At 70.1% G+C, this 13910-nt stretch carries 11 protein-coding genes and 1 pseudogene; 9 read left to right on the top strand and 3 right to left on the bottom strand.

The genetic code is table 11. The annotated features are described in order from the left end of the window. Positions 1-891 (bottom strand): annotated as a pseudogene (locus tag ACWEKM_RS29140) (Fe-S oxidoreductase); the annotation flags it as partial. Between the two features lie 771 nt (positions 892-1662). Here ACWEKM_RS29140 and ACWEKM_RS29145 point away from each other — a divergent pair. The 6 genes from ACWEKM_RS29145 (at position 1663) to ACWEKM_RS29170 (ending at position 8831) form a co-directional block, all read left to right on the top strand. Beyond that, positions 1663-2682: an MraY family glycosyltransferase gene (locus ACWEKM_RS29145; RefSeq protein ID WP_451624232.1), complete on the top strand. Its 1020-nt coding sequence runs from the start codon at positions 1663-1665 to the stop codon at positions 2680-2682. Between the two features lie 94 nt (positions 2683-2776). Beyond that, entirely contained in the window at positions 2777-4633 is a 1857-nt protein-coding gene (dnaK, locus tag ACWEKM_RS29150; protein ID WP_451624233.1) for a molecular chaperone DnaK, read from the top strand. After that, positions 4630-5328, top strand: coding sequence for a nucleotide exchange factor GrpE (gene grpE / locus ACWEKM_RS29155; protein ID WP_451624234.1), 699 nt, complete (start codon positions 4630-4632; stop codon positions 5326-5328). Before dnaK ends, grpE begins: the two co-directional genes overlap by 4 nt. Positions 5329-5361: 33 nt before the next feature. Beyond that, positions 5362-6525, top strand: a complete 1164-nt coding sequence (gene dnaJ, locus ACWEKM_RS29160; protein ID WP_451624235.1) for a molecular chaperone DnaJ — start codon at positions 5362-5364, stop codon at positions 6523-6525. A gap of 5 nt (positions 6526-6530) precedes the next feature. After that, positions 6531-6980, top strand: coding sequence for a heat shock protein transcriptional repressor HspR (locus tag ACWEKM_RS29165; RefSeq protein ID WP_121891550.1), 450 nt, complete (start codon positions 6531-6533; stop codon positions 6978-6980). Positions 6981-7784: 804 nt separating this feature from the next. Beyond that, positions 7785-8831, top strand: a complete 1047-nt coding sequence (locus tag ACWEKM_RS29170) for a LuxR C-terminal-related transcriptional regulator (protein WP_451624236.1) — start codon at positions 7785-7787, stop codon at positions 8829-8831. Here ACWEKM_RS29170 and ACWEKM_RS29175 read toward each other — a convergent pair. Then, positions 8794-9804: a helix-turn-helix transcriptional regulator gene (locus ACWEKM_RS29175; RefSeq protein WP_451624237.1), complete on the bottom strand. Its 1011-nt coding sequence runs from the start codon at positions 9802-9804 to the stop codon at positions 8794-8796. The two genes, ACWEKM_RS29170 and ACWEKM_RS29175, sit on opposite strands and share 38 nt — an antisense overlap. A gap of 104 nt (positions 9805-9908) precedes the next feature. Between ACWEKM_RS29175 and ACWEKM_RS29180 the strand changes: the two genes are divergently transcribed. Both ACWEKM_RS29180 and ACWEKM_RS29185 read left to right on the top strand, forming a co-directional pair. Beyond that, positions 9909-10094 carry a hypothetical protein gene (locus ACWEKM_RS29180; protein ID WP_451624238.1) on the top strand — a complete coding sequence of 62 codons (186 nt, stop codon included), beginning with the start codon at positions 9909-9911 and terminating at the stop codon, positions 10092-10094. Between the two features lies 1 nt (position 10095). After that, on the top strand, positions 10096-10431 hold the full coding sequence (locus ACWEKM_RS29185; RefSeq protein ID WP_451624239.1) for a hypothetical protein: 336 nt from the start codon (positions 10096-10098) through the stop codon (positions 10429-10431). Positions 10432-10706: 275 nt separating this feature from the next. On the opposite strand, the gene ACWEKM_RS29190 is transcribed toward ACWEKM_RS29185, so the two are convergent. Then, positions 10707-11132, bottom strand: coding sequence for a pyridoxamine 5'-phosphate oxidase family protein (locus ACWEKM_RS29190; RefSeq protein ID WP_451624240.1), 426 nt, complete (start codon positions 11130-11132; stop codon positions 10707-10709). Between the two features lie 132 nt (positions 11133-11264). Between ACWEKM_RS29190 and clpB the strand changes: the two genes are divergently transcribed. After that, on the top strand, positions 11265-13871 hold the full coding sequence (clpB, locus tag ACWEKM_RS29195; RefSeq protein ID WP_451624241.1) for an ATP-dependent chaperone ClpB: 2607 nt from the start codon (positions 11265-11267) through the stop codon (positions 13869-13871). Positions 13872-13910: the final 39 nt, after the last annotated feature.

Consider the following 13910-nt stretch of genomic DNA (forward strand, 5'->3'; position numbering starts at 1 on the left):
CAGCAGGCCCTTCCAGGAGAACTGCTCGACCTGTGAGACGCCGAAGACGTCGTCGTCGCCGGGGTCGGTGAAGTCGATCGGCCTGCCGCCCGACGCCATGGGCTGCAGGGCACCGAGAGCCGTACCGCCGTCCGCGTCACGCTTGAACCAGATGTTCGGGAACGCCAGAAAACGGTGCCAGGCCACACCCATGTCGGTCTTCAGGGCGACCGTGATCATCCAGATGAAGGAGGTCGCGATCTTCAGGCCGGCGAAGAAGTAGGTGAGGTTCTGGAGCGTGGCGACGTCCATGCCGCCCAGCCAGGAGACGACCGGGTACGAGATGAAGAAGGACGCCTCGTAGCCGTCCACGTGGTGCTGGGCGCCTTCCAGGGCGTGCAGCATGAAGATGCAGACGCCGACGATGAGGATGACGGCCTCGACGAAGTAGGCCTGGCCGAAGTTGGAGCCGGCGAAGCGGGACTTGCGGCCAGGCCGGTTCGGCTTGCTCAGCTGGCGGATGACGATCAGGGTCAGGATGCCCAGCGTGGTCATCGTGCCGAGGAACTCGACGAAGACGTTGTACGGTGCCCAGTCGCCGATGATCGGCAGGACCCAGTCCGCCTGGAAGAGCTGCCCGATCGCGTTGACGATCGTCAACAGCAGGGAGAAGAAGCCCACCGCCACGAACCAGTGCGCCACGCCGACGATGCCCCAGCGGTTCATCCGGGTGTGGCCGAGGAACTCCTTGACCACGGTGATGGTGCGCTGCTTGGGGTTGTTGGTCCTGGTCCCGGCCGGTACCGGCTGGCCGAGGCGCATGAAGGCGTAGAGCTGGAGGAGGGCGCGGCCGAACAGTGCCACGCCGACCACGATCAGGACCAGCGACACGATGATCGCGGCGAGTTGCATTGGGGCTCCTGTGCGGCGGCCTCGAAATTACTAAGCGGTAACTTATGCAGTTCGTCTGAGACTACCCCCATCTTGCTTCGCACTGTAGCCGGGTGCGGGGTGATCTGAGTCGCTGAGGGGCCCCTGAGTGGGGTGGTCGGCGAGGCGGAGGAGCGGGGGTGATGGCTGCGGCCCGGAGGCGGACGCGGGCCAGGTGGCGCGGGGTGCGGGCAGGACTCGGTGGCGGGACGGGGAGGGGGGAATGCGGGCATGGGGGCTTGGCGGGGTGCGGTGACGGGTGAGGGTGTGGGGTGGGCCCGGTGGGGTGGGGTGATGGCTGAGGTCGGCGGCGAGGTGGGGGCGTCGCGGGCTCGGCGGGGCGCCGTGACGGGTGAGGGGTGCGACGCTGTGCGCCGCCACCGCGACCGCGTCCGCGACGGTGTCTCTGGCCGCGGTCGGTGCCCCCAGGCGGCGGTTCGTGTGGTGAGTCGGCCCCGTGCGCTGTGTGGGCCGGTTGTCGGAGGGCGGCGGCGGTCATTGTTCGGCCGGGGTGATCATGTTCGGGCCTGCGGCCCCGCCCGGCTCGGCAGCCGCCCGCAGCGGCCTGGTCTTGCGGCCGGGTCACTCCTTCGCTCCCACGGGAGCGCCGAACGGCGCCGAACGGCCCAGCCCGGCGTCACCCGGCGCCGCCGGTTCACCGGGTCCGCTCCATCCGGCAGGTGATTCCATCCGACAGGTGATTAGATCGTGTTATTCGTACTGAATTGCTCCGGTTGCGCCTACTTTGGATCCGTGCTCTACGGGATCCTCGCCGCCACCACCGCCCTGCTGCTCACCGCCGTGCTCGCGGCGCTGCTCCGCGCGCCGGGACTGCGGGCCCGCGTCGTCGACCGGCGGTGCCGGCGGCCCGTGCCGCTGTTCGGCGGCGCGGCCGTCGTCCTCGTCACCTGTCTCGTCGCCGGTGCCGGGCAGTGGACGCGGGTCGCGCCGCTCGGCGACGGCGTCGGCAGGCTGCTCCTCGCGGGCGCCGGGGTCGCCCTGCTCGGGCTGATCGCCGACGTGTGGCGGCTGCGGGCCCGGGTGCTGGTGGCCGGTACGGCGGTGGCGGCGGCCGGAGTCGTGCCGTACGAGGAGACCGGGGTGCCCGCCGGGCTGCTGGCCGTGGCGTGGATCGTGTTCGTGGCGCTCGCCTTCCGGGCCCTGGACCACGCCGACGGGCTCGCGGGGACCGTGGGGGTGGTGACCGCCTTCGGTGTGGGCGCCTGTGCCGCCGCCGAGGTGATGGACGGGCTGGCCGTGCTGCTCAGTGTGCTCGCCGCCGCGCTCACCGGGTTCCTCATGCACAACTGGCATCCCGCGCGGATCGGGCTCGGCGCCTGCGGCTCGCTGTTCACGGGGTTCCTGCTGGCCGCGGCGGGCGTGGTCACCCGGGCCGGGTACGGGATCGGATCCAGCGCGGGGGTGCTGTTCTCGCTGACGGCCCTCGCCGGCGCCGATGTGGTGCTCGTGGTGGTGTCGCGGCGGATGGCCCGCCGGCCGCTGCTGCGCGAGGGCCGCGACCATGTGGCGCACCGGCTGCGGCGGCTCGGGCTCACCCCGCAGGGGGCCACCGTGCTGGCGGCGGCCGGGGCGTTCTCCGGGGTGCTCGTCGGGGTGCTCGCGCACACCGGGTGGGCGGGCGAGGAGAGCGTGCTGTGGGTGGCGGGCGGTGCGCTGGTCGTCGTTCTCCTGCTGCTGCGTGTTCCGGTGTATGGGTCCCGGCGTGTTACGTCTTCGCAGGTCAGCACCCAGTTGCGTGTAAGGAGCGGATAAGAGTTGAGTCCGGCTGACTCAGGTCTGTTGACCCGGTGGCCTGCCTCGTGCACACTTGAGTCCGTTCCACTCAAGTCAGCTGGAGGAAATCACCATGGCACGTGCGGTCGGCATCGACCTGGGCACGACTAACTCCGTCGTCAGCGTTCTGGAGGGCGGCGAGCCCACCGTCATCACCAACGCCGAGGGTGCCAGGACCACGCCGTCCGTCGTCGCCTTCGCCAAGAACGGCGAGGTGCTCGTCGGCGAGGTCGCCAAGCGGCAGGCGGTCACCAACGTGGACCGGACCATCCGCTCGGTGAAGCGCCACATGGGCACCGACTGGAAGATCCAGCTGGACGGGAAGGACTTCAACCCGCAGCAGATCTCCGCCTTCATCCTGCAGAAGCTGAAGCGGGACGCCGAGTCGTACCTGGGCGAGAAGGTGACCGACGCGGTCATCACCGTCCCGGCGTACTTCAACGACTCCGAGCGTCAGGCCACCAAGGAGGCCGGTGAGATCGCGGGCCTCAACGTCCTGCGCATCGTCAACGAGCCCACGGCGGCCGCGCTCGCCTACGGCCTCGACAAGGACGACCAGACGATCCTCGTCTTCGACCTCGGCGGCGGCACCTTCGACGTGTCCCTCCTGGAGATCGGTGACGGCGTCGTCGAGGTGAAGGCCACCAACGGCGACAACCACCTCGGCGGTGACGACTGGGACCAGCGCGTCGTCGACTACCTGGTCAAGCAGTTCCAGTCCGGCCACGGCGTGGATCTGAGCAAGGACAAGATGGCTCTGCAGCGTCTGCGTGAGGCTGCGGAGAAGGCGAAGATCGAGCTGTCCTCGTCCACCGAGACCTCGATCAACCTGCCCTACATCACCGCGTCCGCCGAGGGCCCGCTGCACCTGGACGAGAAGCTGACCCGCGCCCAGTTCCAGCAGCTGACCGCGGACCTGCTGGAGCGCTGCAAGACCCCGTTCCACAACGTCATCAAGGACGCCGGCATCCAGCTCAGCGAGATCGACCACGTCGTCCTCGTCGGCGGTTCCACGCGTATGCCCGCCGTAGCCGAACTGGTCAAGGAACTGACCGGCGGCAAGGAGGCCAACAAGGGCGTCAACCCGGACGAGGTCGTCGCCATCGGCGCCTCGCTCCAGGCCGGTGTCCTCAAGGGTGAGGTCAAGGACGTCCTGCTCCTCGACGTGACCCCGCTGTCCCTCGGCATCGAGACCAAGGGCGGCATCATGACCAAGCTGATCGAGCGCAACACGACGATCCCGACGAAGCGTTCGGAGATCTTCACCACGGCCGAGGACAACCAGCCGTCGGTGCAGATCCAGGTCTACCAGGGCGAGCGTGAGATCGCGGCCTACAACAAGAAGCTCGGTATGTTCGAGCTGACCGGTCTGCCCCCGGCGCCGCGCGGCGTCCCGCAGATCGAGGTCTCCTTCGACATCGACGCCAACGGCATCATGCATGTCACGGCGAAGGACCTCGGCACCGGCAAGGAGCAGAAGATGACCGTCACCGGCGGCTCCTCGCTGCCGAAGGACGAGGTCGACCGCATGCGCGAGGAGGCCGAGCGCTACGCGGAGGAGGACCACAAGCGCCGCGAGGCCGCCGAGACCCGCAACCAGGGCGAGCAGCTGGTCTACCAGACGGAGAAGTTCCTCAAGGACAACGAGGACAAGGTCCCGGGCGAGGTCAAGACCGAGGTCGAGGCCGCCGTCGCCGAGTTGAAGGAGAAGCTCAAGGGCGAGTCCGCCGAGGGCGACAACACGGCCGAGATCCGCACCGCGACGGAGAAGGTCGCGGCCGTCTCCCAGAAGCTGGGCCAGGCCATGTACGCCGACGCCCAGACCGGGCCGGCCGCCGCCGGTACCCCGGGTGCGTCCGGGGCCAAGGCCGACGACGATGTCGTCGACGCCGAGATCGTGGACGACGAGCGCAAGGACGGTGCCGCGTGACGGAGGAGACCCCGGGCTTCGACGAGAAGCCCGACGTCCCCTCAGGCGCCACCCCCGAAGACGCCGAGCCGCAGGCCGCCTCTCCCTCCTCGGAGGAGGCGGCGGCCCCGGCAGGGGACGCAAGCCGGAACGCCGGCCTGGTCGCCCAGCTGGACCAGGTGCGTACGGCGCTGGGCGAGCGCACTGCGGACCTCCAGCGCCTCCAGGCCGAGTACCAGAACTACCGCCGCCGCGTCGAGCGCGACCGGGTCGCGGTCCGGGAGATCGCCATCGCGAACCTCCTGACCGAGCTTCTGCCCGTGCTCGACGACATCGGCCGGGCCCGGGAGCACGGCGAACTCGTCGGCGGATTCAAGTCCGTCGCCGAATCGCTGGAGACCGTCGCGGCGAAGCTGGGCCTGCAGCAGTTCGGCAAGGAGGGCGAGCCCTTCGACCCGACGATCCACGAGGCCCTGATGCACTCGTACGCGCCGGACGTCAGCGAGACGATGTGCGTGGCGATTCTGCAGCCCGGGTATCGGATCGGCGAGCGCACCATCCGCCCCGCGCGGGTGGCCGTCGCCGAGCCCCAGCCCGGGGCGCAGCCCGCCAAGGCGGAGGACGGCGAAGAGAGTGCGTCGGGCGGTTCCACCGGTTCCGGCGGCTCCACCGGCTCCGGCGATGACAAGGAGAACGGTGGCCCGGAAGAGGGCTGACGTAAGCACCGGTCGGAAGGAGGGACGTCGGGGATGAGCACCAAGGACTTCATCGAGAAGGACTTCTACAAGGTCCTCGGCGTCCCCAAGGACGCCACCGAGGCGGAGATCAAGAAGGCGTACCGGAAGCTCGCCCGCGAGTATCACCCGGACGCCAACAAGGGCAACGCCCGGGCCGAGGAGCGGTTCAAGGAGATCTCCGAGGCGAACGACGTCCTCGGCGACGCCAAGAAGCGCAAGGAGTACGACGAGGCGCGCGCCCTCTTCGGCAACGGCGGGTACCGCCCGGGGCCGGGCGCGGGCGGCGGCAACTTCAACTTCGATCTGGGCGACCTCTTCGGGGGCAACGCCCAGGGCGGCGGCGCCGGCGGCTTCGGCGATGTCTTCGGGGGCCTGTTCAACCGGGGCGGCACGGGCACCACGCGCACCCAGCCGCGGCGCGGCCAGGACATCGAGTCCGAGGTCACGCTGAGCTTCACGGAGGCCATCGAGGGCGCCACGGTGCCGCTCCGGATGTCCTCGCAGGCTCCCTGCAAGGCATGCTCCGGCACCGGTGACAAGAACGGCACACCGCGGGTGTGCCCGACCTGTGTCGGCACCGGGCAGGTGGCGCGGGGTTCGGGCGGCGGGTTCTCGCTCACCGACCCCTGCCCCGACTGCAAGGGCCGCGGTCTGATCGCCGAGCACCCCTGCCTGGAGTGCAAGGGCAGCGGCCGCGCCAAGTCGTCCCGGACCATGCAGGTCCGTATCCCCGCGGGGGTGACGGACGGGCAGCGGATCCGGCTGCGCGGCAAGGGCGCCCCCGGCGAGCGGGGCGGCTCGGCGGGCGACCTCTACGTGGTCGTGCACGTCGGCGAGCACGCGGTGTTCGGCCGCAAGGGCGACAACCTCACGGTGACCGTCCCGGTGACGTTCGCCGAGGCGGCGCTCGGCGGCGAGGTCCGGGTGCCCACCCTGGGCGGTCCCACCGTCACGCTGAAGCTGCCACCGGGCACGCCCAACGGCCGCACCATGCGGGCCCGGGGCAAGGGCGCGGTCCGCAAGGACGGCACCCGTGGGGACCTGCTGGTCACCGTCGAGGTGAGTGTTCCCAAGGGCCTGACGGGGAAGGCTCGTGACGCGCTGGAGGCGTATCGCGAGGCGACCGTGGGCGAGGACCCGCGGGCGGAGCTGTTCGAGGCCGCGAAGGGAGCCTGAGAGTGATGGACGGCCGTCGACGTAACCCGTATGAACTGACCGAGGAGACCCCGGTCTACGTCATCTCGGTGGCGGCCCAGCTCTCCGGACTCCACCCGCAGACGTTGCGCCAGTACGACCGGCTCGGCCTGGTCTCCCCGGACCGCACCGCGGGACGGGGCCGCCGTTACTCGGCCCGTGACATCGAACTGCTCCGCCAGGTGCAGCAGTTGTCGCAGGACGAGGGCATCAACCTGGCCGGTATCAAGCGCATCATCGAACTGGAGAACCAGGTCGCCGCCCTCCAGTCCCGCGTCGCGGAACTGGAGGCGGCCCTGGACGGCGCGGCGGCGACCATGCGGCAGCGCGAGGCCGCCGTCCACGCCTCCTACCGCCGGGACCTGGTGCCGTACCAGGAGGTCCAGCAGACCAGCGCGCTCGTGGTGTGGCGGCCGAAGCGGCAGCAGAACGACTGACGGCTTTCACCCGAACTCCCTTTGCTCGAACTCCCGTTGACGGAGAGCCGGTACAGAGAGTTTTGGTGGAGAGCCGGTAGAGGGTGTCCGGCATGGTCTCCGCCAGATTTTCACAGGGGCGGGTGGACTTGGTGTTGCGTACTCGTTGGGCAGTTCAGCAGTTCAGCAGTTCAGCAGTTCCGCTTGACGCGGGTGCTATGGCGGGCGGCGCCATCAAGGCGCTCAAGGCCGCCGACGCACGCGTCCGAGAGCGGGCGGTCCGGGCTCGGACCGTCGCGCCCATTGCGCCTACCCGACCGCGTATGGCGCGGTCAAGATGCAGTGCGCTGTATTCACTCGGGCGGGTGGGGCGGGCCATGTCCCTGGGGGCTGACGCCTGTTGTGGGATTCCTGGGGTGTTCGCCCGGGGGCGTTGTTGCCCGGGGTGACGGAGCGGCCGTCCAGGGGCCGGTGCGTGGCGTGCACGGGGCTTGCCGGTGCGGGGTGTGCGCGTCCACGCCCGGTTTTGCCTGAACACGCCCTGCTCATCCCGCTGACGGGCGTGCTGTCGGTGGAGGGACGGGTCGGGGTTGTCGGGTGGGGGTTGGTCGCTGCGCGGGTGCCGGGCGGGGTGGGCAGCAGCTTCTCACGCAGGGGCGCGGAGGGCCGCGGAGGGGGTGTTCAGGGGCGCGGAGGACGCCGGGAGGAAGCAGGAGATACCGGTGGTTTTCCCTGGGCACGGCGGGGAGTGCCGTGTTGCGGTGCCGGTCGGGGCCGCGCATAGTTGCGCTGCGGAAGTGGCAGCAACCGGGGGTGGAATGCGCGATGGCCGGGTGGGGAACGGAGGAGCATCCACACGGTGCGGATCGTCTGTGCGAAGTCGGGGACCGCGTGTATTCCCGGGCCGTACGGCGCGGCCGGGTGCCGCGCACGGATGCCGAGCCGGTGCCCTGTCTGCTGGAACTCGCCCTGCTGCACCCGGACCCGGACGACATGGACTGGCTGGTGCCGACCTCGCCGCAGGAGGTCATGACCCGGCTGCTGCGCGGGGTGCACGACGAGGTCAGGGAGAGCCAGCGGCGGGTGGGCTCGGCGGTGGCGGCCTTCGAGCGGTACGCGGGGATCGGCCGCCAGCTCCGGGCCCTCTCGTCCGCCCCGGCCGAGGGCGGCGCGATCCGGGTCCTGGACGGGCTGTCCCGGATCCAGGCGGCGATGGACGAGGCGACCAACGCCTGTACCACCGAGGTGCTGACGGTGCAGCCCGGCGGCATCCGGCGGGAGGCCGAGCTGACCGAGGGTCTGCACCGGGCGCTGGCGCTGCGCGGCCGGGGCGTGCGCATGCGCGACCTGTACACGCATGTGGCGCGGCACGGCCAGGGGCTGCTCAACTACCTTGAGCTGATGGGCGATGCGGTGCAGGCCCGCACCCTGGACGAGGTCATCGACCGGCTGATCCTGTTCGACCGCACGGTCGCCTTCATTCCGGCCAACACCGACCGCACGATGGCGCTTGAGCTGCGTCACCCGGCGCTGGTCGGGTATCTGGTCACCGTGTTCGAACGGCTGTGGCGGCTGGCGATCCCGCTGACCGCCCCGCTCCCGGACACCGGCATCGAGGGCATCTCGCACCGTGAGCAGTCCATCGCCGCGCTGCTCGCGGAGGGCCACCAGGACGCGGTGATCGCGGAGCGCCTCGGCATCAGCGTCCGTACCTGCCGTGCCCATATCGCCCGGCTGTCGGAGACCCTCGGCGCGGCCAGCCGTACCCAGTTGGGCGTGCGCATCGCCCAGGTGGGCCTGGACGGTCCGCCGCGCACCGCGGGCGTCGGTCCGCTCAGTCTTCCTGATCAAGGATCCCCGAGCGTGCGATGAGATAGCCGAGTTGGGCGCGGCTGCCGCTGCCCAGGGCCTGGGCCAGCTTGGCGATATGGGCGCGGCAGGTGCGTACGTTCATGCCGAGGCGGCGGGCGATGGCCTCGTCGACATGGCCCTCGACGAGGAGCTTGGCGATCGAGTGCTGGATGTCCGTGATGCCGTCGGGGGCGGCCTCGTAGGGCCCGTCCGTGCTCAGCGGGACGGCGCGGCTCCACATGAACTCGAAGACCTTGACCAAGTAGCGGACCAGGCCCGGCTGGCGCAGTTCCAGGGCCACCTGCTGGTCGTCGCGGATGGGGATGAACGCGACGGTGTCGTCGCAGATGATGAGGCGCTCCACCAGTTCGTCGATGGTGCGGTACTCGGCCTTGCCGTAGGCGAGGCGCGCGGCGTAGGCCAGCTTCTCCGGGTTGTGGCGGGCGGTGTGCTGGTACAGGGTGCGGATCCGGACGCCGCGTTCGATCAGCGGCCGGTCGCGCTCCAGGCCCTTGAGCACGCTCCGTTCGGAGATGCGGTCGCTGGGCTGGACCGTGAGCACCTCCGTGCGGCACTGTTCGGTGGCCAGGTTGAGCGCGGCGTTGATCCGTTCGCTGCCCTCCAGCAGGGTGATCGAGTCACTGCTCGTCGTGGCCTGCGTGCTCAGGGTCATGAACGGCTCGAAGGTGTCGGCCAGTTCGATGGTCAGCCGCCGGCGCTCGGATATCTCACGTTCGACGGGGCTGAGCCGCTGCGCCAGGGCGACCGCGGGAGGCACCGGACGCAGCCGGTCCGGATCGTCCGGGTCCGGGTGCAGCAGGCCGAACTCCACAAGGCAGGGGGCGGCTTCGACATCTGTGCGCGCGACGCGTCCCGTGCGTAGAGCGGCGGCGTAGATGCGGCCACCGTCCTCGCACAGTTCCGTCACAGCATGGGGATGTGTCGCTTTTGCGTGATTCGTTTCCAAATCTCCACCCCCCAGGGTCCTGAACATGCAGGAACATGATGCACCGATTGTGTGGCCATGACGTGCCCGAATAAGCCATCGTCGTACCCGACGGGGGAAAAGGGGACCTTCAAGTGAGGACGAAGCCGACTATGCGTAAGAAAATGCTTCGCTCGGTGCTTGTCGCCGCCTTCTCCGCCCTCGTGGCCGTCGGTGCGTTGGGTGGCTTCTCCGGCGAGAAGGGCGAGGCTCGGGCGAACACCAGCTGGCCGAGCATCGTGATGGGCGAGGACAACACCTCGTGGCCGCTCCCGCCGGCAGATGGAGCCGGGAGCTGATGTGACCACGCCACCCGACGACCGATCCTTCCGCCGTGAGATGGCGACCGCCTATCGCTCCGGCTGGCACTTCATCGACCTGGTCACCGCCATCCCCCACAACGGTGACTCGCTGATGGTGACCGTGTTCGGCGAGCCGGTCGTCGTCACGAGGGACGAGGACGAGGACGTGCGGGCGTACCGGTGTCTGAGGAAGCCCCGAGGGGCGCCGCAACCCGTGCGATGTGCCATCCGGTACGGAATGATCTTTGTGAACCTGGACCAACGGGACCACCGGCTCGCCGAGCCGGAGGTGTCGGATCTGAGGACCCTCTCGGCCACCCCCCGCAGTGCCTGACGCGATTCCCCCGTCGTAAAAGATCGCTCAGGCGCTTCCCCCAGCAGCGGCGTCACCGTGACCTGAACACGGTGACGCCGCTGCAGTTTCAGGGGAAATTTCGCGACATCATCGCGTTCTCATGCTGGCCGAAAACCGCTTGCGGCCGCCTGCGGACTCGGCCGGGAATGGGGCTTGACCCGGTGCGGTTCGCCCCGGCGAGGTTTGAAATGATGCGGCATGGCCTGGCTCTGCTCGACCCGGCGCGGCCGGGTCCGGCGGACCCGGCTCCGGCGTCACCCGCGCCCCAGCGCCCGCTCCACCCGGATCTCGATCACCACGCGGGACGGATTCGGCGACGGCGTCCGCTCGTACCGCTCGGCATGACGCCGCTCCGCCTCCGCGATGCGCTCCCGGTCGGTGTGGACGAGGGCCCGGCCCTCCAGGGTGGCCCAGCGGCGGCCGTCCACCTGGCAGACGGCGACCCGGGCACCGCCAGGGCCGGCCGCGACGACATGCGCCGCCTTGGCGCTCGCCCCGTTCGTGATCACCCGCGCCAGCCGGGCCGCGGGGTCGAAGGTCACGGAGACGGGCACGACGTGCGGGGTGCCGTCCGGGCGGAGGGTCGTCAGGGTGCACAGGTGGCGCTCCCGCCAGAAGGCGAGGTACGACGTGTGCGGGGCGTCCAGGTCCACGGCGTATTCCACGGCGGGTCGGCTCATGGATCCGGAAGGTATCCCCCGGAGGCTCCCGAGTACTGCCTTGAGTGGAATAGACTCAACTTTGTGTACGTTGGTTAAGTCAGCACTGGGAGACGTGGCCGACAAGCCGACGCCGAGGAGGAGAACGCGAACGTGGACGCCGAGCTGACCAACAGGAGCCGGGACGCGATCAACGCGGCCAGCAACAGGGCCGTTACCGACGGTCACCCCGACCTCACGCCTGCTCACTTGCTGCTGGCCCTGCTCCAAGGGCGAGGCAATCAAGCGAACGAGAACATCACCGACCTGCTCGCCGCCGTCGACGCCGACCAGGCCGCCGTGCGCTCCGGGACCGAGCGGGTGCTCGCCGGACTGCCCAGCGTGACCGGGTCCACCGTCGCACCCCCGCAGCCCAACCGCGAACTGCTCGCCGTCCTCGCCGACGCCGCCAAGCGCGCGAAGGAACTCGGCGACGACTACCTCTCCACCGAGCACCTGCTCATCGGCATCGCCGCGAAGGGCGGCGCGGCCGGCGAGGTGCTGTCCCGGCAGGGCGCCGATGCCAAGAAGCTGCAGGCGGCCTTCCAGAAGGCGAGGGGAGGGCGACGGGTGACCACCGCCGACCCCGAGGGCCAGTACAAGGCCCTGGAGAAGTTCGGCACCGACTTCACCGCGGCGGCCCGGGACGGCAAGCTGGACCCCGTCATCGGGCGGGACCACGAGATCCGGCGGGTCGTCCAGGTGCTGTCCCGTCGCACCAAGAACAACCCCGTGCTCATCGGCGAGCCCGGCGTCGGCAAGACCGCGGTCGTCGAGGGCCTCGCCCAGCGGATCGTGAAGGGCGACGTGCCCGAGTCGCTGAAGGACAAGCGGCTGGTGGCGCTCGACCTCGGCGCGATGGTCGCGGGCGCCAAGTACCGGGGCGAGTTCGAGGAGCGGCTGAAGACGGTCCTCGCCGAGATCAAGGACTCCGACGGGCAGATCATCACCTTCATCGACGAGCTGCACACCGTCGTCGGGGCCGGGGCCGGCGGTGACTCCGCCATGGACGCCGGCAACATGCTCAAGCCGATGCTCGCCCGCGGCGAGCTGCGCATGGTCGGCGCCACCACCCTCGACGAGTACCGCGAACGGATCGAGAAGGACCCGGCGTTGGAGCGGCGCTTCCAGCAGGTGCTGGTCGCCGAGCCGACCGTCGAGGACACCATCGCCATCCTGCGCGGCCTCAAGGGCCGCTACGAGGCCCACCACAAGGTGCAGATCGCGGACAGCGCGCTGGTGGCCGCCGCCACGCTCTCCGACCGCTACATCACCTCCCGCTTCCTGCCCGACAAGGCCATCGACCTGGTGGACGAGGCCGCCTCCCGGCTGCGCATGGAGATCGACTCCTCGCCCGTCGAGATCGACGAACTCCAGCGTGCCGTCGACCGGTTGAAGATGGAGGAGCTGGCGCTGGCCAAGGAGACCGACCCGGCCTCCCGGGACCGCCTGGAGAAGCTGCGCCGCGACCTCGCCGACAAGGAGGAAGAACTGCGCGGCCTCAACGCCCGCTGGGAGAAGGAGAAGCAGTCCCTGAACCGGGTCGGCGAGCTGAAGGAACGGCTGGACGACCTGCGGGGCCAGGCCGAACGCGCCCAGCGCGACGGTGACTTCGACACCGCCTCCAAGCTGCTGTACGGCGAGATCCCCCAGCTGGAGAAGGAACTGGAGGCCGCCTCTCAGGCCGAGGAGGAGGCCGCCAAGGACACCATGGTGAAGGACGAGGTCGGCTCCGACGACATCGCCGACGTCGTCGCCGCCTGGACCGGCATCCCCGCCGGGCGCCTGCTGGAGGGCGAGACACAGAAGCTGCTGCGCATGGAGGACGAGCTGGGACGGCGGCTGATCGGCCAGACCGAGGCCGTGCGCGCCGTCTCCGACGCGGTGCGGCGCAGCCGGGCCGGCATCGCCGACCCCGACCGGCCCACCGGCTCCTTCCTGTTCCTCGGCCCGACCGGCGTCGGCAAGACCGAACTCGCCAAGGCGCTCGCCGACTTCCTCTTCGACGACGAGCGGGCCATGATCCGCATCGACATGTCGGAGTACGGTGAGAAGCACAGCGTGGCCCGGCTGGTCGGCGCGCCTCCTGGATACGTCGGCTACGAGGAGGGCGGCCAGCTGACCGAGGCGGTGCGCCGCCGCCCGTACAGCGTGGTGCTGCTGGACGAGGTGGAGAAGGCGCACCCCGAGGTCTTCGACATCCTCCTCCAGGTGCTGGACGACGGCCGGCTGACCGACGGACAGGGCCGTACGGTCGACTTCCGCAACACGATCCTCGTACTGACCTCGAACCTGGGCAGCCAGTTCCTGGTCGAGCCGACCACCAGCGAGTCGGAGAAGAAGGAGCAGGTGCTGGAGATGGTCCGCGCCTCCTTCAAGCCCGAGTTCCTCAACCGGCTGGACGACCTGGTCGTCTTCTCGGCCCTGAGCAAGGACGAGCTGGCCCGGATCGCCCGGCTCCAGATCGACCGGCTGGCGGGGCGCCTGGCCGAACGCCGGCTCACCCTGGAGGTCACCCCCGAGGCACTGGCCTGGCTCGCGGACGAGGGCAACGACCCGGCCTACGGTGCCCGGCCGCTGCGCCGCCTGGTCCAGACCGCCATCGGTGACCGTCTCGCCAAGGAGATCCTCGCCGGGGAGGTCAAGGACGGCGACACGGTCCGGGTGGACGCCTTCGGCGACGGCCTCCTGGTCGGCCCGGCCACCGGCAAGACGCTCTAAGAGCTGCGACCGCCTTTCGCAGGCCGACGGTCCGCCCCA

This window comes from Streptomyces sp. NPDC004752 (genome assembly GCF_053601275.1).